Here is a 20313-nt window from a genome sequence, read left to right on the forward strand (position 1 = left end):
GCAATTTCAACCGCACAGCCAAACGCGAAGCTTCACACCGATCAAAAATGTGGGAGCGGGCTTGCCCGCGAAGGCGGTGGATCAGAACCGGCTAAGTTGGCTGACCCACCGCCAGCGCCTCCGAGGTGGCGCCGTTCGAATGTGGGAGCCAGCTCCCACATTGAATCCCCAACCGACTCAGGAACGCGCCAGGGTGAGCAGGCGGTCTCGCCAGGCAGCCTTGGCTGGCAATGCCAGGAAGAATGGGTTCAACAATGAGGCCCGCGCCGGGTAGCTGAACGGCTCGCCGCTCAACTCCAGTACCTCACCGCCCGCCCCTTCGAGTACGCCCTGGGCGGCTGCGGTATCCCACTGTGACGTTGGCGCCAGGCGCGGGTAGCAATCGGCGCTGCCCTCGGCCAACAGGCAGAACTTCAACGAGCTGCCGATATTGGCCAGCTTCAAGGCGCCCAAGCCTTCGCTCAAGCCGTCCAGCAAACGCTCCTGCTCGGGGCTGGTATGCCGACGGCTGGCCACGACGGTGAAGGACTCGCCCACGGCCGGCGACTCACGCACCTGGATCTGCTTGGGGGCTTCGTTGACATCCGAGCGCCAGGCACCGAGGCCCGCGCCACCAAAGTAGCAACGGCCACTGGTGGGCATGGACACTACGCCAAACACCACGCGGCCCTGTTCGATCAACGCCACGTTGACGGTAAATTCCTCGCTGCCGGCGATAAACTCCTTGGTGCCATCCAACGGATCCACCAGCCACCAGCGCTGCCAACCAGCGCGCACGCTCTGGTCAATATCGGCATCCTCTTCGGACAGCACCGGGATGCTCGGGTCCAAGGCCGTGAGGCCGGCGAGGATCAGGTGATGGGCGGCCAGGTCTGCCGCCGTCACTGGCGAATCATCGGCCTTGGACGTCACCGCCACATCCGCGCGCCAATACGGCAGGATCACTTCACCCGCCTGGCGAGCCAGCTCAATCACCGGGGCGATAAACGGGTGGCCTAAAAACAGTTCGCTCATGCGATAAACGCTCCACGCTGAATCAACAAATCTCGTACCAGATACAGCGCGGCCAGGGCGCGGCCTTCGCTGAATTGCTCGTTCTGCGCCAGTTGCGACAGCTCGTGCAGGTTGACCCTGTCCACGCGCATTGGTTCGGGCTCATCGCCCTCCAGGCGTTCTTCGTAGAGATCAGTGGCCAGCACCACCTGGATCTTCTGGCTCATATAGCCAGGCGACAGCGACAGCTCGGTCAGATGCTCCAGCTGACGCGCACCGTAGCCCGCTTCTTCCTTGAGCTCGCGGTCCGCCGCCGCCAGCACATCCTCACCGGGCTCGATCAAGCCCTTGGGCAACGACAATTCATACTCGTCCGTGCCGCCGCAGTACTCTTCCACCAGCAACGCGTGCTCGTCGTCGATCATCGCCACGATCATCACCGCGCCGTAACCGGCGCCGCGGCCTACCAGGCGCTCGTAGGTCCGTTCAACGCCATTGGAAAAGCGCAATTGCACTTCCTCCACGCGGAACAAACGGCTACTGGCGACTATTTCGCGGGCGAGGACGGTGGGTTTCTGGCGCATAAGCGGCTCCTTGGCGTGATCGGGTTACTATACCGTGGCTTTTCCGATTGTCTGTGTCGGATATCTTTACTTACATGAGACCACTCCATGCCCTCTCTGCCCTGGCACGCCATCGACACCGTCCTGCTGGACATGGACGGCACGCTGCTCGACCTGCATTTCGACAACCACTTCTGGATGGAACACCTGCCCCAGCGTTACGCCGAGCTGCACGGAGTGAGCCGGGCCATGGCCGAGATGGAATTGCAGCCGCTGTTCGAGCGTAACGCCGGACAGTTGCAATGGTATTGCCTGGATTTCTGGAGCACCGAGCTGAATATCCCGGTGCGCGAGCTCAAGCTGGAAACCGCCCACCTGATCGCCCTGCGTCCGGATGCCGACACGTTCCTGGCGGCGATCAAACAGGCCGGCAAGCGGGTGATCCTGATCACCAATGCTCATCGTGACTCGCTGTCGTTGAAGCTGGAACGCATTGAACTGGCGCCGTATTTCGAGCGATTGATCAGCTCCCACGACTACGGCTTCGCCAAGGAAAACCCGCAGTTCTGGGACGCCCTGCAAGCCGACATCGCCTTCGACCCGGCGCGCAGCCTGTTTATCGACGACACCTTGCCGATCCTGCGCAGCGCCCGGGCGTTTGGCGTGGGGCATTTGCTGGCAGTGAAGGAGCCGGATAGCCAGAAGGGGCCGAAGGACACGGCTGAATTTGCAGCAGTCGGTGATTACCGCGATCTCATTGTCGGACTCTGAACCATGTGGGAGGGGGCTGGCCCCCGATAGCGGTGGATCAGTCACCTTGATATCGACTGACACTCCGCTATCGGGGGCAAGCCCCCTCCCACATTTTTACGTTGTGTATTACTCAGGAATACGCAGCGTCTGCCCTGGGTAGATTTTGTCCGGATGCGACAACAGCGGCTTGTTGGCCTCGAAAATCTTGTTGTACTGGTTGGCGTTGCCATACACCGCCAGGGAAATCGCGCTGAGGGTGTCGCCCTTTTTCACCACGACGAAACGGGCTGCCGCCACGGCAGGACCGGGAACTGTAATCTGGTCCTCGACGCTGGCAACACCGGCGATATTGCCCGCTGCCAGGATGATTTTTTCTTTCTCCTCCTGCGTCGCTACCTCGCCGGAAATCGTGACCTTGTCACCCTCGACAGTAGCGTGAACGTTAGGGTTACCCAACCCGACATCCTCGATATGCTTTTTCAAATCTTCACCAGCGTTGGCATTGCCTGGTGTCAGCAGCTTGACCAGCTTCTCGCCGGCCTCCTTAACAAAGCTAAAAAGACTCATGGTGCGCTCTCCTTGGTAGTTGATGTCCAGATGCTCAAGACTAGACCAGTCCGACGGATTTGGGTTCCGGCCCGGCCACAGACCCAAACGCGCTAGAATCCCCCCGCCATTGGAATAAGCCCTGGAGCGAAGATGGACATCAAGCAACTCAAATTCCTCATCGCCCTCGACGAGACCCGTCACTTCGGCCAGGCGGCTGCGCGCTGCCACATCACGCAGCCGACCTTGTCGATGCGCCTGCGCAGCCTGGAAGAAGAGCTGGATTTGCCACTGGTCAACCGCGGCCAGCGCTTCGAGGGCTTTACCGCGCCTGGTGAACGCGTGCTGGCGTGGGCACGTACGGTGCTGGCGGCCTACGACGGCTTGCAGGCCGAAGCCGCGGCCTGTCGCGGCAACCTCGTCGGTACGTTGCGCCTGGGTGTGGTGCCGCTGTCGAGCTTCGATCCCCTGGCCTTGATGCAACAACTGCACAAGGAGCACCCGAGCCTGCGCTTCGAACTCTCGGCGCTCAGTTCCGAACAGATCCTCGAACAGCTGGCGAGCAATCGCCTGGACCTTGGCGTGTCGTACCTGGAGCGCCTCGACACCGAGCGCTTCGACTCCTTTGCCCTCGGTGAAACCCGCATGGGCCTGCTCTACGACCAGCGCTATTTCAGCTTCGGCGACACGCCGTTGAGCTGGGAGGCCCTGACCGAGCTGCCCCTGGGCATGCTCACCAGTGGCATGCATTTTCGTCAGTCCATCGACCATAACTTCCACAGCCGAAACCTGAACCCGCAGCCGCTGCTGCAGACCGACGCCGTCCATCAATTGTTACAAGCTGTGCACGGCGGCCTGTGTTGCGCCGTAATGCCACTGGACGGCGGCCTGGACGCACTCACCGAGCATCTGCGCCTGCAACCGATCGAAGACGCCCACACCCTGGCACGCCTGGGGCTGATCATGCGCCGCAGCGCGCCGCGTTCAGCGCTGGCGGAAGCGTGTTTCGCGCTGTATCAGAAATCGCAAACAACGCCTTGATCGACGTCATCTATCGGTAGATCAGTACTGGCAATTAGACGCGACGCTTTGTCGCGCCTAGTCTAAACACTGATCAATCCGTCGGTGGTACAGCCCCATGAACGCCAAGCGCCCAGTCTGCGCGGCGCCCGCTCCTGAAACACCCGCGCCCGCCGCCAGCCAGAGCTATCAGTTTTGCAACCTCGAACACACTGAAGTCGCCCGCACAGCGCTGGCGGAAGAAGTGGCGTTGGCGATTGCCTATAACGACATCAGCCAGGCGGTCATGCTGGTCACGCCGACGGATTTGGAAGACTTTATTGTCGGATTCAGTATCGGCAGCGGAATTATCGCCGACGTTAGCGACATTTATGATCTAAAACTCAGCGGTTCGGGTTCAGCCCAATACGCCCAGGTGCAAATCTCCAGCCGCGCCTTCTGGAACCTCAAGCAGCAGCGCCGCCAATTGGCCGGCACCAGCGGCTGCGGCCTGTGCGGCGTAGAAGCGGTAGAACAGGCACTGCCAGACCTGCAAGTGCTGCCAGGCGCGCCCTTGCCGCCTGCCGAATGGCTCGACGGCCTGCGCCAGCGCATCAGTGCGTTCCAGCCGCTGGGCCAATACAGCGGCGCCGTGCACGCGGCAGTGTTCATGAACAACCAGGGCGAACTGCTGATGGGCCGCGAGGACATCGGCCGGCATAACGCCCTCGACAAGTTGATCGGCGCACTGATCCGCCAAAAGATTCCGACTGACGGTGGACTGGCGATTGTCACCAGCCGTTGCAGTCTCGAATTGATCCAGAAAGTCCTGCGCGCGGGCATCCAGACCCTCGTCAGCTTGTCATCGCCCACCGGCCTCGCCCTGCAATGGGCGCGACGGCACAACCTCAATCTCATCCACCTGCCGCAGAAAAGCGCGCCGCGGGTCTATAGCCCTGCGATGGAGTACCAGCCATGAGCAATCATCACCAAGCCGACCAAACCCCGACCCCGCGCTACAAGCCTTACAAAGGCCCGGCTGGCGGCTGGGGTGCATTGATCAGCGTGGCGCAGGCGTGGCTGACCAGCGACAACGCGCTGAAAAACATCCGCATGATGCTCAAGACCAACCAGAACGGCGGCTTCGACTGCCCGGGCTGCGCCTGGGGCGACTCGCCGGAAAGCGGCATGGTCAAGTTCTGCGAAAACGGCGCCAAGGCGGTGAACTGGGAAGCCACCAAGCGCCGCGTCGACGCTGCATTCTTCGCCAAGCACAGCGTGACTGCGCTGCTGGAGCAGAGCGACTACTGGCTGGAATATCAAGGCCGCCTGACCGAGCCGGTGAGCTATGACGCCGAGACCGACCGCTACAAGCCCATCAGTTGGGAGGCGGCATTCGACCTGATCGGCAAGCATCTCAATGCGCTGCCCAGCCCGGACATGGCCGAGTTCTACACCTCGGGCCGCGCCAGCAACGAAGCGGCGTATTTGTACCAGCTGTTCGTGCGCGCCTACGGCACCAACAACTTCCCGGATTGCTCCAACATGTGCCATGAGGCCAGCGGCGTAGCCCTGGCGCAAAGTGTGGGCGTCGGCAAAGGCACCGTGACCTTTGACGACTTCGAACACGCCGATGCGATTTTCGTCTGGGGCCAGAACCCCGGCACCAACCACCCGCGCATGCTTGAACCGCTGCGCGAAGCGGTTAAGCGCGGCGCCCAGGTGGTGTGTATCAACCCACTCAAAGAGCGCGGCCTGGAACGCTTCCAGCACCCGCAACACCCGCTGGAAATGCTCACCAACGGTGACAAGCCGACCAACACCGCCTACTTCCGCCCGGCGCTGGGGGGCGACATGGCCATCCTGCGCGGCATGGCCAAGTTCCTGCTGCTGTGGGAACGCCAGGCCCAGGCCGAAGGCAAGGAAGCGGTGTTCGACCACGACTTCCTCAACGAACACACGGCCAACGTGCTCGACTACCTGGGCCAGATCGACGACACCTCCTGGGATGAAATTGTCGCGCAGTCCGGCCTGACGCTGGTCGAGATCGAGCAAGCGGCGCGCATGTACGCCAAGGGCAAGAACGTGATCATGTGCTGGGCGATGGGCATCACCCAACATCGCCACTCAGTCCCGACCATCCAGGAAATCGCCAACCTGATGCTGCTGCGCGGCAACATTGGCCGCCCTGGCGCCGGCCTGTGCCCGGTACGTGGGCACAGTAACGTGCAGGGCGACCGCACCATGGGCATCAACGAACGCCCACCGGTGGCATTCCTCGATTCCCTGGAGCGCCGCTTCCAGTTCCAGGTGCCGCGCACCAACGGCCACAACGTGGTGGAAGCGATTCACGCGATGCTCGAGGGTCGCTCCAAGGTGTTTATCGGCCTGGGCGGTAACTTCGCCCAAGCCACGCCGGACAGCCCGCGCACCTTCGAGGCCCTGCGCAATTGCGACCTGACCGTGCAGATCAGCACCAAGCTCAACCGCAGCCACCTGACCCACGGTAAAGACGCACTGATCCTGCCGTGCCTGGGCCGCACCGACATCGACATCCAGGCCGAAGGCCCGCAGGCGGTGACGGTGGAAGACTCGTTCAGCATGGTCCACGACTCCAACGGCCAGTTGCAGCCGCTGTCGAAGCTGATGAAGTCGGAACCGGCAATCCTCGCCGGTATCGCCGCCGCGACGCTGGGTAGCAAACCGGTAGACTGGAATTGGCTGGTGGCGGACTACAGCCGTATTCGCGACCTGATCGCCGACACCATCCCGGGCTTCAAGGACTTCAACGAACGCCTGAAACACCCGGGTGGTTTCTACCTGGGCAACTCCGCCGGTGCACGCCGCTGGAACACGCCGTCGGGCCGCGCCAACTTCCGCCCGAATATCCTGCCGAAAGACCTGATCCACGAACGCACCCACGCCACAGGCCGCGTGCCGGACCTGATCATGCAGTCGATGCGCTCCCACGATCAGTACAACACCACCATTTATGGCCTGGACGATCGCTATCGCGGGGTGAAGGGCCAGCGTGACGTGTTGTTCGTCAATGAAGCCGACATCATCCGCCTGGGCTTCAAGCCGGGGCAGAAGGCCGACATCGTGTCGCTGTGGGAAGACGGCCGCGAGCGCCGCGTGAAAGGCTTCACCCTGCTCGCGTTCGATATTCCCGCCGGGCAGGCAGCGGCCTACTATCCAGAAGTGAACCCACTGGTGCCGCTGGAAAGCACCGGCGATGGCAGCCACACGCCAACCTCGAAATTCGTGGCGATTTGCCTGGAAGCGGCGAGCGACAGTGGCTTGATCATGGCCCGCTCAGCCTGACACACGGCGCAAGCCCGCGTGCTGTGACAGGACACCATGCTGTGTCCTACCGGTTTGTTGCTGTGTCCAGCTGACCTGTTGCTGTCTCCAGCGGCCTCGTCACTGCGGCAAGCCGACTTATTTTTGTGGCGAGCGGGCTTGTTATTGTGGCGAGCGGGCTTGCCCCGCGTTGGGCTGCGCAGCAGCCCCAATAGCAACAGCGCACAGTTCCAGTCAGACCCCAATCACCTGGTCTCGGGACCGCTTCACAACCCAACACGGGACAAGCCCGCCCACCCCATTACAAAGCACTCTAGAGCCCAAATCGCGGGCACAAAAAAGGCCGCCTTTGCATAAAAGCGGCCGTTCCGAAGTAACTAGAGACTCGCAAAAATTACTTAAGTTCCCCATACAAAACAGCAACTTAGCAAATTGTATACAACCCATACCACTGGTCGGTTTTCGATTGTCAGTGCCTCGATACAACCTCAGGATCGCGCCGTCATCCTCTTGAGGTCTCTCTATGAAGTTCTCCTCGATTCTCTTGTTGTCCCTTGGCCTGGTCAGTGGCGCAGCCATGGCCGGTGGCACCACCGAAGCCGGTGTGGGCGGCGCATTGGGCGGGGTACTCGGTTCAGTTGTAGGCCAGCAGATCGGCGGTAACACCGGTTCGGCCATCGGCGCAGCCCTCGGCGGTGCGGGCGGCAGTGCGGTCGGTGCCGACAAACGCAGCCGTGGCGAAGCCGCCATTGGCGGCGCCCTGGGCGCAGCCGGCGGTAACGTCGTGGGCCGCAGCATGGGCGGCAACACCGGCAGCCTGATCGGCGCAGCCGCCGGCGGTGGCGCAGGTGGCGCACTGGGTAACTACATGGGCAACAAGAGCGATGATGACGATCGTCGCTCCCGTGGGCGTGATAACCGTCGTTATGACCGTGATGACCATCGCGGCCGTGGCCATGCGTACGGGCATCGCAAGAACAAGCATCACTACCGTCATCGGTAATTCAGCGACCTGAAGGACTCATCAGTCCACTGTGGGAGCTGGCTTGCCTGCGATAGCGTTGGATCAGGCTGACCGCCTGGCACCCAACCATCACGGGCAAGCCGGCGCCGACATAAATGGCGTCACACCACCAACCGCTGCAGCGCTTCGCGCAGCGTCCCCGGAATGGCCACCGGCTGGTTCGTCCCGCGATCAACAAACACATGCACAAAGCGCCCCGCTGCGCAGGCGTCCTCTTCGCCAGCCTTGAACACCGCCAACTCGTACTGCACTGAGCTGTTGCCCAACTTGCCCACGCGCAGGCCAATGTCGATACGGTCCGGAAAGGCAATCGAGGCAAAGTAATCGCACGCCGAACTCACCACAAACCCCACGACCTCACCCTCATGAATATCCAACCCGCCCTGCTCGATCAGATAGGTATTCACCGCGGTGTCGAAGAAGCTGTAGTAGGTCACGTTGTTCACATGGCCATACACATCGTTGTCGTGCCAGCGCGTGATGATCGGCTGGAAGTGACGGTAATCAGCGCGTTGTGGCATTGACTCAGGCATGGGCAGGTCTCACTGAAAGTGGATTTACAAGTCATTCAGATGGGCTAGGGCCCACTCACGCACATCGGCGTAGGGGTAGTCCTCAAGCGCAGCAAAACCGGGAATGCCCCGCGCCTTCAGCTTGGTAAACAGCGGCACGCTGATGCCCCCCAGGAACCGCGTCAGCCGCTCGGCACCGGGCAGTTGGCCGGTATGTTCATGATGCCTGTGGATAAAGTCACCGCACAGGCCCATGAAGTTTTTATCCACAAGCGGCGGCAGACTGGGCGGTGCTGGCAGATGCGCCACGTCACCGTGGCAGACCGAACAATGTCCGCAACGCTGGGGCGCTTGTTCATCCCCGAAATACTGCGCCAGGCGCTGGCCGAGGCACTGTTCTGTGGCGAACAGATCAAGCATGGCGTGAATCCGCGCCACCTCTCCCACCTCGTGCTGCTTGAAGCCTGTGTATAACTCGGCGCTCAGCGCCTGTGGGTCAAAATCGATATTGAGCAGGCTGTAGACCTCGGTCATCTGCTTGCTTTCCAGCTCGATCAGACCTTGTTCCTGGAAGTAATCCAGCGCCTTCACCACCCGATTGCGCTCGGCATTGTGCTGTTGATAAAGCGCGTCAAAATCCACGGTAGCCCAGGTTTTCGCGCGCTTGCATACCTGGACAATCGCCGCGACAAACTGCTGCCGCTCGCCGAAAAATCGTGCGAGCAACGCCTCCGGTTCAATCAGGTACTTGAAGCGGTACTCGGCATAAAACGCATAGCGCGGCGCGATCACGCCCCTGAGCTCCAATTGCACCAGCAGGGTCTTCAGGGGCAGCTCGCGGATATTGCTGTGGTCCGACAATGAGCGCAGCAGGAACTCCCATTGCCCCTCACTGCGCGCGGCCTGCAACTCCTCCAGCACACGGCGAATACCGTCCTGCTCGGGGGTATCGCCGTACACGAAGTTCTCCAGCACGTTGAGGCTGTCGCGGTTGGCCAGCACCAGGCAGTCGGAGGGTTGCCCATCACGCCCGGCACGACCGATTTCCTGGCTGTAGTTCTCGATGGATTTGGGCAGGTCGAAGTGCACCACATTGCGGATATCACTCTTGTCGATGCCCATGCCAAACGCGATGGTGGCGACAATGCAATTGGAGCGCCCACTCATGAATCGCTGCTGGATACCTTCGCGTTTATCGTTGGGTAAACCGGCGTGGTACGCCTCGGCCTGGATGCCATTGCGATTCAGATGCTCGGCGATCTGCTCGGCGGTTTTCTGCAAGGTCACGTAGACGATGCTCGGCTGATCGGCGCGCTCGGCCATCCACTGCACGAGCCGCCGACGCTTGTCGGCGCCGGCTACCGGCTCAACCAGCAGGTTGAGGTTGGGTCGGTAGAAGCCTGTGGTGACCACATCCTGCGGCGCGATGGCGAACTTGGCCTGCATGTCGGCAATCACCTTGGGCGTGGCCGTCGCGGTCAGCAACAGCGCCTGTGGGATATTGAACTGACGCTGGTAGTCCGGCAGCTTGAGGTAGTCCGGACGGAAGTTATGGCCCCACTCGGAAATACAGTGCGCTTCATCCACCACCAGCAGCGAGATCTGCACGCTCTGCAGGAAGTTGCGAAAGCGCTCGTTCTTCAGGCGCTCCACGGAAATCATCAGGATTTTCAACTCGCCCGAACGCGCGCGTGCCATCACATCATTGGCGTCATCGCGGCTTTGCGCCGAGTCGATGCTGCCCGCGCAAATACCGTGGCGCTGCAGGAAACCCAGTTGGTCCTGCATCAACGCCAACAACGGCGACACTACCAGCGTCAGGTGCGGCAGCAGTACCGCAGGCAGCTGGTAACACAGGGACTTGCCCGACCCGGTAGGGAAGATGGCTGCGGCCGAACGGCCGGCCAGTACGGCGCTGACCGTTTGTTCCTGGCCTAAACGAAACTGTGGATAACCAAAGACCTGCTGGAGGGTGTCGTGCATTCGCTGTCACTCCATTGACCGCTGAGTTGGCTCAAAAACATAGCCCGAAAATTTCAGCGAATCGAGAAAGGTCGCATGGAAAAAAGAGACAGGATGATACACAGGCTGAGGGATGGCCTAGGGCCGAAGTGGGATTTTTCGCGGGGTTTTGTAAGAACATCACAAACCAAAAGTGGGAGTTAGCTTGCCCGCGAAGACGGTGTGTCAGTCGATAGAGAACTGACTGATAAACCGCCTTCGCGAGCAAGCCCGCTCCCACATTTTTAGCGCTGTATTACGCCTGAATCAGCGGTTCTGCACGCGCTCGATCGCCGTGTCGTACACCGGGTTGGCCTTCTGCTCCTTGGCCAACTGATAGTGACGCAACGCATCCGGGAACTGCCCCGCCGCTTCGTAGATCCGCGCGATGTTGTAGTAAGCACCGGCACGCACGGTGGCGGCATTCGCGCCGGTCGCCAGGGCGATGGCCTTGCGGTTGGCCCAGATCGACTCGGCGGTGTTGCCAGCCTTCTGATACGCCAGGCCCAGGTTGCCGTACGCCTTGCCGAAGCCGTTGTCCAATTCGATAGCCTGGCGGAACAGGTCAATCGCCTGGTCCAGCTTGCCAGCCTGGTAGGCCGCTTCACCTTGCACGTTCAGACGTTTCGCATCGGTCTGTGCGGAAGAGCTGACAGCCACCGCCGTGACCGCCACGCTGTCATCCAGCAGGGGTTTGACTTCATTGAGCACGTTCGCGGCATTCACTGTGACACCGCTGAAGGTGTTGATGTCCTGGAAGTCGCCGCTGCCGGTCATGCGGAAGACTGTCCACAGGTTGCCACTGCGGTTTTGCGGCACGTAGTAAGTGCGCACCAGCGATTGACCCATGTACACAAACACCTTGGCTTCGCTGTTGGACAACTGGCGCGAACCTGGATTGCCGCGGTTGGTGAAGTCATGCACAGCGTAGACGTAACTTTCGCCGTAGTGCTTTTTCTGCAGGGTGATGGTTTCCGGGCCATAACTGTCGACGTCATCCACGTCCAGCTCGGCGTCGGTGCCCGTCTTGTTCTCGAAGTAAATATTGTTGCCCGGGAAGATCATGTGGGAGTCGAGGTCTTCCGGGTTTTTGCCCCAGGTCAGCACGACGCGCAGGCCGTCGAGGTTTTCCATCACGGGGCTAATGGCGTAGGTCATGCCTGCGCATGGGCACTTCACCACCAGGTTGGAGTAGCCGGGCTTCTTGATGATCAGCAGGTTGCTGGCATCGTCAGCGGCTTCGCTGGTCAGCGTCACCTGGCCCTGGGCGTTGGTGCGGCCCACGACGTTCTGTGCGCCGTTGCGCTGCAACAGCACTTCGGCATCGGCGATTTTCTGGTCCTTGACCACCGCGCTGAGCACCTCGATCGGCAACTGCGCAGCCTGGATGGAAAAGGCCACTGCACACAAAGACATCGCCGAGGCGACACGAAGCAAACCCATGCTTAACTCCCTTTAAGTAGTGGGCGGAATTGCCCTACAAGATTTTGCGGTGAAACATACGCTGAATTCAGCCCGCCGGAGGATTTTTTGTACAGAATGTGACGTGGTTTATATCCCGCCTGGCGACGCAAGCATTGCGCTACAATCAAACCTTGCTACCCAGGAGTACGCTGCGATGAGCGAACTGACGTTTGAGCAAAAACAGGATCATTATCACAAGATCCGCCGTTCCAATTACTTGGCCAGCCTGCGTCTGGAAGGGTTTGACACCCAACCGACCGACGTCGACAAGCCCTTGCCGACCCGCGAGTCCGTGCTCGCCAAGTACCGCAATAATTCGCGCTGATGCTCGACAAATACGGGGTGGGCCAGGATCCTTACTGCTATCCCGGTAGCAGCGTCCTGCGCAACCGCCTCGATTTGCTCGACGAAGCTGACCTGCACCAGGCCGAGCGCGAACTGTCCGAAATCGCCGTAGGCAACCTCCCCCTCTTTCCCCCGCCCTACGACCTCGAACGCTTGCAACACATCCACCGCACGCTGTTCAGTGACCTCTACGAGTGGGCTGGCGAGCTGCGCAGCGTCAATCTCCAGAAAGGTGACACCCTGTTCTGCACCCCGGAACGCATTCCACCGGAAGCCGCGAAAATCATCCGGCCTATGGAGGACGCGAACTGGTTCGTCGGCGTGAGCCAGGCTGAGCTGGTGAGCAAGATCGCCGAGGCCTATGGCGACCTCAACGTTATCCACCCCTTCCGTGAGGGCAACGGCCGGGCGCAGCGGATTCTGTTTGAACAGATCATCGTGAATGCGGGATTTTCGGTGAATTGGTGGCTGGTGAAACACGCGGCGTGGATACCGGCGAATATTGACGCAGTGGCGTGTGATTATCGGGGGCTGGAGGCGATTTTTGAGCGGTGTATCAATCGGCCTGGCAGTGCCTGATCGAAATACGCGGCCTTAAGGTCAACGAGGACGCGGTCGATCAGAAAACCCGCAGTGACCTAACGTGTGTTGCGATCAAGCTCACACCTACGATTTTGCTAATCCCTCCTTACAAATCGCCATAAAGTAAAAAATGCCGGAAACCACCGTAAGAAACTTCTAAAAGCTTCGAAGTCCGCTTCCTAAATTGCCTAAAACAACCGCTCGCCCCTCTACAGAAGTTACCCGCAGTTGAAAGAAAATAGCGCCCTCTCAACTTTTTCGGCAAACCCCTGTGAACATCGAAAGGACTCAATACATCGGCCACTGCGGCGTCATCTTCCTGCCTGACTGCCGGCAGGCATTCTCAGTTGGCGATACGATTTCCGGCGAGCTTCGTGGATATCACACGGGAAACATGATCCTCGGTCTGGACGCCAATGCGAGAGGAGGCCGAGGAACTCAACGATCAACGCTCTTGATGCATGTCCACTCGGACGCGTCATAATCATATGGCCCTGTACCTTCAACTCAGCTTTTTTCTCGTGGTTTATGGGGTGCTGCATTGCAAAATCGCGGACCCGGCACTCAGAAAACGCTATGCGACCATTTTCCTCGCAACGAGCCTTATTTTGGCGTTCCTAGTACCCTACATAACAGCCACCCTCAGAATGCCCTTCCTACCCGCTTTCATGTTCTTAATCGGCTTGGCACTCTTTATCACCCGAAACACACACCGCTCCCAACGCAACCATTCCCCTCACCCATTCTTGCGTGCTCCCACCATGAACCTCGCGCCCAACTTCCCCGAAGATCCCGTCATGCGGCAACTCCTGCAACTGCTGCACGAGGAGATCGGACTGCCGAAACACAAGACCCTTCGCCTGCAGACCTCACTCAACTTCGACCTGGGCTGCGACGGCAGTGAGGCCAAGCAACTCATGGAAGCACTGGAGCAGGAATTTGCCCTCGACCTGGGCGACTACGACACTTATCGTTACTTCAACCCGCCGGTGTTTGATGTGTTTCTCAAGCGTCGGGCCAAGGGCCGTGGTGAGAAAGTGCCGCTGACCATCGGCATGCTCTACCTGGCCATCAAAACCAACAGCTGGGACACGCAGACCCTGGAAAACCTGAGCTAGTCCCGAGAGTACCGAACATCAAATGTGGGAGCGGGCTTGCTCGCGAATGCGCTGGGTCAGGTAGAGTATTTCTCACTGATACACCCCCTTCGCGAGCAAGCCCATTCCCACATTTGGTTATGCGCTAACCTGGTGAACTGCCTACATACCAAGGACCTTACATGGACGTAATGATGGGCCTGCTGGCCGCCCTGCTCTGGGGCGGCACGGATTTTCTGGTGGGCCTCAATGCCCGCGCCGTGGGCGTTAAACGCGCGGTGTATTTCGGCCAGGCACTGGGCTTTTTGATCATGACCCTGCTGCTGGTCATCTTCCCGGCCTTGCTGGTCAAATCCCTGGATGCCTCATTGAGCGTCTGGCTGCTGGGCATTGCAGCCGCGCTGTTCACGGTCTCCGGCGCGCTTGCGTTGTCCAAGGCCTTTGCGCTGGGCAAAGCCGCCATTGTGGCGCCGCTGGTGACGTCCTACGGTGTGGTCACCACGCTGCTGTCGTGGGCGACCGGTGAACACATCAGCCTGGTCCAACTCGGCTGCATCGGCCTGTGCGTGATCGGCGTAGTCCTCTCCAGCATCCACAAGGACAACGGCGTTCCTCACAACAGCTCTAACCACTCCATCGCCTACGCCATGCTGGCCGCAACGCTGTACGGCACCAGCTTCTGGCTGCAAGGCCGCTATACACTGCCTGCCTTGGGGCCGATCACCATGCTTTGGCTGGGCTATCTGGTCGGCCTCTGCGTTCTGGTGGTGATGGTGCTGAAGATCAAGGATGGCCTGAAGATTCCGCCGCTGAAAAACTGCGCGACATTGACCGGCGCGAGCTTGATGAACCTGGGCGGGTTCTCGGCATTTTCGTGGGGGGCGATGGCAGGGTCGGTGTCTGTAGTGACGGTGATCAGTACATTGTCAGGTGGGATTGCGGCGATTCTGGGGTTCGTGTTTTTCAAGGAGCGGCTGTCAGCACTGCAGGTGCTCGGGGTTGTGCTGGTGCTGGTCGGCGCGGTGGTTTTGCATATCGCGCACTGACCCAACGCCCACAAAAAAGCCGCCCACGAGGGGCGGCTTTTTTTCAGCGACCGAATCTTACAACTTCGGACCCGCAGCCTTGATCGCATCGCTCACTTCAAACTTCTTGAAGTTCTCGATGAACAGACCGGCCAGCGCTTTCGCTGCTTCGTCGTAGGCAGCCTTGTCAGCCCAGGTGTTACGTGGGTTCAGCAGGCCGGTTTCAACGCCCGGTACGGCCAGTGGCACGTCGAGGTTGATGGTGTCGAGGTGTTCGGTTTGCGCACCAATCAACGCGCCGCTCTGGATCGCTGCGATCACGCCGCGAGTAGTCGGGATGTTGAAGCGCTTGCCGACGCCGTAGCCACCGCCAGTCCAGCCGGTGTTGACCAGGTAGACCTTGGAGCCGAAGCCACGGATACGCTTGATCAACAGCTCAGCGTATTCACCGGCCGGACGTGGGAAGAACGGCGCGCCGAAGCAGGTGGAGAAGGTCGACTTGATGCCGGCGCCCGAACCCATTTCGGTCGAACCCACCAGTGCGGTGTAGCCGGACAGGAAGTGGTAGGCCGCTTGCTCTTCGCTGAGGATCGACACTGGAGGCAGTACGCCAGTCAGGTCGCAGGTCAGGAAGATCACAGCATTTGGCTCGCCGCCCAGGTTCTGCTCGGAACGCTTGGCAACGTGCTCCAGCGGGTAGGCAGCGCGGCTGTTCTGGGTCAGGCTGACATCGGCGTAGTCGGCGTGCTTGGCATCGTCGATCACCACGTTTTCCAGCACGGCGCCGTGCTTGATGGCTTTCCAGATGACCGGCTCGTTCTTCTCGGACAGGTCGATGCACTTGGCATAGCAACCGCCTTCGATGTTGAACACCACGCCCTCGCCCCAGCCGTGTTCGTCGTCACCGATCAGGTAACGGCTTTCGTCTGCGGACAGGGTGGTCTTGCCGGTGCCGGACAGGCCGAAGAACAAGGTCACGTCGCCGGCTTCGCCAATGTTGGCGGCGCAGTGCATCGGCAGTACGTCGGAAGCTGGCAGCAGGTAGTTCTGCACCGAGAACATGGCTTTTTTCATTTCACCGGCGTAGCGCATGCCGGCGATCAGGACTTTTTTCTGGGCGAAGTTGAGGATCACGCAACCGTCGGAGTTGGTGCCGTCACGCTCAGGCACGCACTCGAAGTTGGCCACGTTGAGCACTTGCCACTCTTCACGACCGGCTGGGTTGTACTGGGCCGGGTTGATGAACAGGCAACGACCGAACAGGTTCTGCCAGGCAGTCTGGGTGGTCATTTTGACGGCCAGGTAGTGGTCTTCTGCAGCCCCTACGTGAACGTGGGAAACGAAATGCTCTTGCGCGTTGTTGAATGCCTCGACGCGAGCCCACAGGGCATCGAACTTGTCGGCCGGGAACTTGCGGTTGATCGGGCCCCAGGCGATGGATTCCTGGGTGGAAGGCTCTTCAACGATGAAACGATCGACTGGCGAACGACCGGTACGGTGACCGGTTTCTACGACCAGCGCGCCAGTATCGGCAAGCACGCCTTCACCGCGCTGCAGGGCTTCTTTGACCAGATCGTCAACACTCAGATCGGTGTATACGGCGTTATTGGCTTGCGTCATGAGGTTCCCCGTCGGCCTATGGCCGAGTGCTCCAAACGTTTTGTAGTAGAAAGTTGCGCACTACTACCGCGAAAAAAGTGGGCCGGATTATGCCAGAAAAGCCCAAAAAGAGTAGGGCCCTCCCGTCAGAACAGCGCTAATCCGGCATTCGTCAGGTGATTTACCTGTGCTTAAACGTTTTAGTGGCGGGTGTCGGAAGGGGTGTCGATACCTGCACCGGCGAACAACTGAGCAACATCGGCGGCATCGAACAGGTAGCGCTGGTTGCAGAACTGGCAGTCGATCTCGATATGGCCACCGTGCTCCACCACCAGATTCTGCGCATCTTCCAGGCCCAGGCTCACCAAGGCATTGGCCGAACGCTCGCGTGAGCAGCTGCAATGGAAGCGCAGGGTCTGTGCGTCGAACAGGCGCACGGCCTCTTCGTGATACAGGCGATGCAGGATGGTTTCGTTGTCCAGGGCGAGCAATTCTTCAGCTGTCAGGGTGCCGGCCAGGGCGGTGAGTTTGCGCCAGCTATCGGTACGCTCATCGTCGTCCTTGATGCGGTCAGCCGGCAATTGCTGCAACAGCAGGCCACGGGCGCGCTTGCCGTCGGCGTTGAGCCAGAACTTGGTGCCGACTTGCTGGGACATCACGAAATAGTTGGTGAAGCAGTCCGACAGGGTTTCGCCGTCGAGGTCGACGATGCCCTGGTAGCGCTGGCCTTCAGTCGGATCGACGGTGATCGCCAGTACGCCGTTGGCCATCAGATCGGAAAGCGTTGCGTTTGGAGTAATCAAGTCGGCGTCGTAACGGGCCAGTCCACGGATTTCGCGCTCGCTGGAGCACTCGATCATCAGCATCGGGACCGGGCCTTCGGAACGGGCCTGCAGGATCAGCAAACCATCGAATTTCATCGTGCCGACCAGCAGCGCAGCTGCCGCCATCAACTCACCGAGCAGTTGCGCGACCGGCTCCGGATAGGGGTGCTTGGCAAGGACTTCGGCATAGCTGCGCTCCAGCGAGACCAGTTCGCCGCGGGCGTCGTTCTCGTCGAAGATAAAGCGTTGGGTGAAGTCGGTATCCGGTAGATCAGTCATAGGTCTGGGTATCTGAATTGATGACAAATTGATTACAAGGTTTATAAAATTAAACGCTTTAGCACCATCTTGGTGCGGCTTTCTCCTGGAAACAGAGAGCTTAATTGAGCGAGAGGGACAGTTTATGAACAATCCGGGTTTGTTCCAAGCCAAGTGGAACCTCCGGCGATGGGCTCTTTGCAATCTACTCGCTATCGGACTGCTGTGTTTTTGGCTGTGGCCCACGGGCCAGATGCTGTGTGTGATTTTCGACGAGTGGCTGTTTCATCTGCTCAATGATCCGCTGGCGAGCAACTCAACGTGGCTGCATGTGTGGGCCGTGGCCAGTTTGCGGCCATTTGATGCGGTGGTCGGGGTGATTCTGCTGACGCTGCTGATTCGCGGTGAGTGGGTATTCAAGGCCGTGCAAGTGCGCCAGGCAGTGTTAGGTTTTGTCGGCATTCTGCTGCTGTTGCTGTTTATCCGCATGCTGTTTTCCAAACTCGCGGCACAGATGGGCTGGCAACACAGCAGCCCGTCGATGGTCATCAGCGGCGCGATTCATATGAGTGACTATTTCCCGGGGCTGGAGAAGACTTGGGAATTGAAGGACCGCTCGAGCCAGAGCTTCCCGGGGGATCATGCCTCGGTGTTGTTGATCTGGGCGATGTTCATGACCGTGTTTGCCAAACGCATCGGCCAGATCCTGGTGATCTGGGGCCTGGCGCTGTTGTTCATGATGCCGCGACTGGTAGCAGGCGCGCATTGGGGCCAGGATGATTACATCGGCGGTGTACTGCTGGCGCTGTTAGCACTGGGCTGGGGCTATTACACGCCGTTTGCGGCGAAGGTGTCGAATGGGTTGCTGCGGCTGACAGCGCCGGTGTTCGGGCTGTTTCAGCGGGTGCCGCTGATCGGGCGACTGAGCATCATGAACTCGCCGCAATAACCGCCTGTGGCGAGCGGGCTTGTCCCGCGTTGGGCGGCGAAGCAGCCCTGGAAACAGACGCCTCACTGGGGGTGGGATGGGGCTGCTGCGCAGCCCAACGCGGGGCAAGCCCGCTCGCCACGACAAGTCCGCTGCAGCACCGGGACAGATAGGGGTCGCCGGCGGAGCTAGTCGTCATTGCCACTGCCGCGAAACTTGAACAGATCGCGGCGTTGCTTCTTGCTCGGCTTGCCATCGGTGGTCATGCCGGTGGCGCCCGCCTTGCGCATGGCCGCCGCGTTTTCGCGCTTGGCGATACTCGCTTCGGTCTCGGTGTACAACGCCTGCGCTACGGGCGCACCACGGCGCACAATCGAAAGCGCCTGGACCACTACGGTTTTCTCGTCAAAGCCTATACGAATCTGCAACTCATCACCGACACGTGGCTCTTTGCCCGGCTTGCAGCGCTCGCCGCGATGATGCACCTTGCCGCTCTCGATGGCAGCCTTGGCCAGGGCACGTGTTTTGTAGAAACGCGCGGCCCACAACCACTTGTCCAGACGGACCTTTTCTTCCTCTTCCTGCTTTTGAGCCACTTGAATTCCCCGCTCTGAAAAATGTCGCAACTTTACCGTTGAAACCCTTCGACGCATAAACCCCAAGGCTCACCTAAGATACGCCAGGTAGCACCCTGATTTCGCGAGGATTCACCGTGACCGACTTTCCCATTTCACTCACCTCGCCTAACCAACGGTGCGTGGGGTGCCAGCAAAGCGAGCCCTTGGGTTTCGATTTTGCCTTTGCCTACCAACCTATCGTAGACCTGCGCGACCATACGATTTTTGCCAACGAAGCCTTGGTGCGCGGTATCAATGGCGAAGGCGCGATGTCGGTACTGGAGCAAGTCAACGACAGCAACCGCTACCGTTTCGACCAGCGCTGCCGGACCCAGGCAATTGCCCAGGCCAGCGCACTGGGCATGCAAACCCACCTTTCCATCAATTTCATGCCCAACGCCGTGTACCGTCCGGAGTTGTGCATCCGTAGCACCCTGGAGGCGGCTCGCGCGCACAATTTTCCGCTGGACCAACTAATTTTCGAGACACTGGAAAGCGAGCATGTAGATAACTATCGCCATTTGACCAATATTCTGCGTGAATATCGTGAATTCGGCTTCAAGACCGCCATCGACGATTTCGGCGCGGGCTATTCGGGGCTGAATCTGCTGGCCGATTTCCAACCTGACTTGATCAAACTCGACATGGCGCTGATCCGCGATGTCGACCAGGACCGTGTCCGTCAGGTGATCGTCCAGGGGATTGTCACAATCTGTGAGCAGTTGGGGGTTACTGTCATCGCCGAAGGCATCGAAAGTGCCGGCGAGCGCGATTTCCTGTCCGACTGTGGAATATTTCTGATGCAGGGTTATTGGTTCGCCAAGCCCGCATTCAAAGCCCTGGCCGAGGTTTCCCCACGCGCCTGGGCGAATTGACCGGT

The 20313-nt window shown here is 59.8% G+C and carries 20 protein-coding genes; 11 read left to right on the forward strand and 9 right to left on the reverse strand.

From position 1 onward, the window contains the following. Nucleotides 1-177 precede the first annotated feature (177 nt). Nucleotides 178-1014, reverse strand: coding sequence for a 3'(2'),5'-bisphosphate nucleotidase CysQ (cysQ, locus tag AC07OJ_RS20075; RefSeq protein WP_065899619.1), 837 nt, complete (start codon nt 1012-1014; stop codon nt 178-180). Beyond that, a complete protein-coding gene (nudE, locus tag AC07OJ_RS20080; RefSeq protein WP_065899618.1) occupies nt 1011-1577 on the reverse strand; it encodes an ADP compounds hydrolase NudE in 567 nt (188 codons plus the stop codon). Before nudE ends, cysQ begins: the two co-directional genes overlap by 4 nt. An 87-nt stretch (nt 1578-1664) precedes the next feature. Here nudE and yrfG point away from each other — a divergent pair, with 87 nt between their 5' ends. Next, nucleotides 1665-2327 (forward strand): GMP/IMP nucleotidase, encoded by a 663-nt coding sequence (gene yrfG, locus AC07OJ_RS20085; RefSeq protein ID WP_120447393.1) that lies wholly within the window; start codon nt 1665-1667, stop codon nt 2325-2327. A gap of 108 nt (nt 2328-2435) precedes the next feature. Here yrfG and lysM read toward each other — a convergent pair whose 3' ends face one another. Further along, nucleotides 2436-2876, reverse strand: a complete 441-nt coding sequence (gene lysM, locus AC07OJ_RS20090) for a peptidoglycan-binding protein LysM (RefSeq protein ID WP_106805436.1) — start codon at nt 2874-2876, stop codon at nt 2436-2438. Between the two features lie 132 nt (nt 2877-3008). Between lysM and AC07OJ_RS20095 the strand changes: the two genes are divergently transcribed. From AC07OJ_RS20095 to AC07OJ_RS20110, 4 genes are all read left to right on the forward strand, one after another. Next, nucleotides 3009-3896: a LysR family transcriptional regulator gene (locus tag AC07OJ_RS20095; RefSeq protein ID WP_065899615.1), complete on the forward strand. Its 888-nt coding sequence runs from the start codon at nt 3009-3011 to the stop codon at nt 3894-3896. A 97-nt stretch (nt 3897-3993) separates the two neighbouring features. Further along, nucleotides 3994-4833: a formate dehydrogenase accessory sulfurtransferase FdhD gene (gene fdhD / locus AC07OJ_RS20100; RefSeq protein WP_065899614.1), complete on the forward strand. Its 840-nt coding sequence runs from the start codon at nt 3994-3996 to the stop codon at nt 4831-4833. Continuing rightward, on the forward strand, nt 4830-7178 hold the full coding sequence (locus tag AC07OJ_RS20105; RefSeq protein ID WP_065899613.1) for an FdhF/YdeP family oxidoreductase: 2349 nt from the start codon (nt 4830-4832) through the stop codon (nt 7176-7178). Before fdhD ends, AC07OJ_RS20105 begins: the two co-directional genes overlap by 4 nt. Before the next feature lie 502 nt (nt 7179-7680). Further along, nucleotides 7681-8160 carry a glycine zipper domain-containing protein gene (locus tag AC07OJ_RS20110; RefSeq protein WP_065899612.1) on the forward strand — a complete coding sequence of 160 codons (480 nt, stop codon included), beginning with the start codon at nt 7681-7683 and terminating at the stop codon, nt 8158-8160. 122 nt (nt 8161-8282) lie between these two features. Here the strand turns inward: AC07OJ_RS20110 and AC07OJ_RS20115 are convergent, their stop codons facing one another. From AC07OJ_RS20115 to AC07OJ_RS20125, 3 genes are all read right to left on the reverse strand, one after another. Then, nucleotides 8283-8714: an acyl-CoA thioesterase gene (locus tag AC07OJ_RS20115; RefSeq protein WP_065899611.1), complete on the reverse strand. Its 432-nt coding sequence runs from the start codon at nt 8712-8714 to the stop codon at nt 8283-8285. A 24-nt stretch (nt 8715-8738) separates the two neighbouring features. Further along, entirely contained in the window at nt 8739-10676 is a 1938-nt protein-coding gene (locus AC07OJ_RS20120) for a RecQ family ATP-dependent DNA helicase (protein WP_495095037.1), read from the reverse strand. Between the two features lie 285 nt (nt 10677-10961). Continuing rightward, on the reverse strand, nt 10962-12137 hold the full coding sequence (locus tag AC07OJ_RS20125) for a tetratricopeptide repeat protein (RefSeq protein WP_106805438.1): 1176 nt from the start codon (nt 12135-12137) through the stop codon (nt 10962-10964). 175 nt (nt 12138-12312) lie between these two features. Here AC07OJ_RS20125 and AC07OJ_RS20130 point away from each other — a divergent pair, with 175 nt between their 5' ends. The 4 genes from AC07OJ_RS20130 (at nt 12313) to AC07OJ_RS20145 (ending at nt 15228) form a co-directional block, all read left to right on the forward strand. Further along, complete coding sequence (locus AC07OJ_RS20130) at nt 12313-12483, forward strand: YhfG family protein (protein ID WP_495095038.1); 171 nt, start codon at nt 12313-12315, stop codon at nt 12481-12483. After that, a complete protein-coding gene (locus AC07OJ_RS20135; RefSeq protein WP_213552159.1) occupies nt 12483-13082 on the forward strand; it encodes a putative adenosine monophosphate-protein transferase Fic in 600 nt (199 codons plus the stop codon). Before AC07OJ_RS20130 ends, AC07OJ_RS20135 begins: the two co-directional genes overlap by 1 nt. A 764-nt stretch (nt 13083-13846) precedes the next feature. After that, nucleotides 13847-14203: a DUF1493 family protein gene (locus AC07OJ_RS20140; RefSeq protein WP_065899606.1), complete on the forward strand. Its 357-nt coding sequence runs from the start codon at nt 13847-13849 to the stop codon at nt 14201-14203. A gap of 173 nt (nt 14204-14376) precedes the next feature. Beyond that, a complete protein-coding gene (locus AC07OJ_RS20145; RefSeq protein ID WP_282397569.1) occupies nt 14377-15228 on the forward strand; it encodes an EamA family transporter in 852 nt (283 codons plus the stop codon). Between the two features lie 57 nt (nt 15229-15285). Here the strand turns inward: AC07OJ_RS20145 and AC07OJ_RS20150 are convergent, their stop codons facing one another. Both AC07OJ_RS20150 and hslO read right to left on the reverse strand, forming a co-directional pair. Beyond that, a complete protein-coding gene (locus AC07OJ_RS20150; RefSeq protein ID WP_495095039.1) occupies nt 15286-16827 on the reverse strand; it encodes a phosphoenolpyruvate carboxykinase in 1542 nt (513 codons plus the stop codon). Nucleotides 16828-17006: 179 nt separating this feature from the next. Further along, on the reverse strand, nt 17007-17909 hold the full coding sequence (gene hslO / locus AC07OJ_RS20155) for an Hsp33 family molecular chaperone HslO (RefSeq protein ID WP_065899604.1): 903 nt from the start codon (nt 17907-17909) through the stop codon (nt 17007-17009). 124 nt (nt 17910-18033) lie between these two features. Between hslO and AC07OJ_RS20160 the strand changes: the two genes are divergently transcribed. After that, nucleotides 18034-18837, forward strand: a complete 804-nt coding sequence (locus tag AC07OJ_RS20160) for a phosphatase PAP2 family protein (protein WP_065899603.1) — start codon at nt 18034-18036, stop codon at nt 18835-18837. Nucleotides 18838-19004: 167 nt separating this feature from the next. On the opposite strand, the gene AC07OJ_RS20165 is transcribed toward AC07OJ_RS20160, so the two are convergent. Then, nucleotides 19005-19412: an RNA-binding S4 domain-containing protein gene (locus tag AC07OJ_RS20165; protein WP_495095040.1), complete on the reverse strand. Its 408-nt coding sequence runs from the start codon at nt 19410-19412 to the stop codon at nt 19005-19007. Between the two features lie 116 nt (nt 19413-19528). Here AC07OJ_RS20165 and rimA point away from each other — a divergent pair, with 116 nt between their 5' ends. After that, nucleotides 19529-20308, forward strand: a complete 780-nt coding sequence (gene rimA / locus AC07OJ_RS20170; RefSeq protein ID WP_106805442.1) for a S6 modification regulatory phosphodiesterase RimA — start codon at nt 19529-19531, stop codon at nt 20306-20308. The last annotated feature ends 5 nt before the right edge of the window (nt 20309-20313 follow it).

The organism is Pseudomonas sp. GW821-FHT09C08 (genome assembly GCF_059418125.1).

Excerpts from the sequence above, each read along its gene's own strand:
- cysQ (WP_065899619.1), bottom strand. The coding sequence starts at position 1,014 with ATGAGCGAACTGTTTTTAGGCCACCCGTTTATCGCCCCGGTGATTGAG.
- nudE (WP_065899618.1), bottom strand. The coding sequence starts at position 1,577 with ATGCGCCAGAAACCCACCGTCCTCGCCCGCGAAATAGTCGCCAGTAGC.
- yrfG (WP_120447393.1), top strand. The coding sequence starts at position 1,665 with ATGCCCTCTCTGCCCTGGCACGCCATCGACACCGTCCTGCTGGACATG.
- lysM (WP_106805436.1), bottom strand. The coding sequence starts at position 2,876 with ATGAGTCTTTTTAGCTTTGTTAAGGAGGCCGGCGAGAAGCTGGTCAAG.
- AC07OJ_RS20095 (WP_065899615.1), top strand. The coding sequence starts at position 3,009 with ATGGACATCAAGCAACTCAAATTCCTCATCGCCCTCGACGAGACCCGT.
- fdhD (WP_065899614.1), top strand. The coding sequence starts at position 3,994 with ATGAACGCCAAGCGCCCAGTCTGCGCGGCGCCCGCTCCTGAAACACCC.
- AC07OJ_RS20105 (WP_065899613.1), top strand. The coding sequence starts at position 4,830 with ATGAGCAATCATCACCAAGCCGACCAAACCCCGACCCCGCGCTACAAG.
- AC07OJ_RS20110 (WP_065899612.1), top strand. The coding sequence starts at position 7,681 with ATGAAGTTCTCCTCGATTCTCTTGTTGTCCCTTGGCCTGGTCAGTGGC.
- AC07OJ_RS20115 (WP_065899611.1), bottom strand. The coding sequence starts at position 8,714 with ATGCCTGAGTCAATGCCACAACGCGCTGATTACCGTCACTTCCAGCCG.
- AC07OJ_RS20120 (WP_495095037.1), bottom strand. The coding sequence starts at position 10,676 with ATGCACGACACCCTCCAGCAGGTCTTTGGTTATCCACAGTTTCGTTTA.
- AC07OJ_RS20125 (WP_106805438.1), bottom strand. The coding sequence starts at position 12,137 with ATGGGTTTGCTTCGTGTCGCCTCGGCGATGTCTTTGTGTGCAGTGGCC.
- AC07OJ_RS20130 (WP_495095038.1), top strand. The coding sequence starts at position 12,313 with ATGAGCGAACTGACGTTTGAGCAAAAACAGGATCATTATCACAAGATC.
- AC07OJ_RS20135 (WP_213552159.1), top strand. The coding sequence starts at position 12,483 with ATGCTCGACAAATACGGGGTGGGCCAGGATCCTTACTGCTATCCCGGT.
- AC07OJ_RS20140 (WP_065899606.1), top strand. The coding sequence starts at position 13,847 with ATGAACCTCGCGCCCAACTTCCCCGAAGATCCCGTCATGCGGCAACTC.
- AC07OJ_RS20145 (WP_282397569.1), top strand. The coding sequence starts at position 14,377 with ATGGGCCTGCTGGCCGCCCTGCTCTGGGGCGGCACGGATTTTCTGGTG.
- AC07OJ_RS20150 (WP_495095039.1), bottom strand. The coding sequence starts at position 16,827 with ATGACGCAAGCCAATAACGCCGTATACACCGATCTGAGTGTTGACGAT.
- hslO (WP_065899604.1), bottom strand. The coding sequence starts at position 17,909 with ATGACTGATCTACCGGATACCGACTTCACCCAACGCTTTATCTTCGAC.
- AC07OJ_RS20160 (WP_065899603.1), top strand. The coding sequence starts at position 18,034 with ATGAACAATCCGGGTTTGTTCCAAGCCAAGTGGAACCTCCGGCGATGG.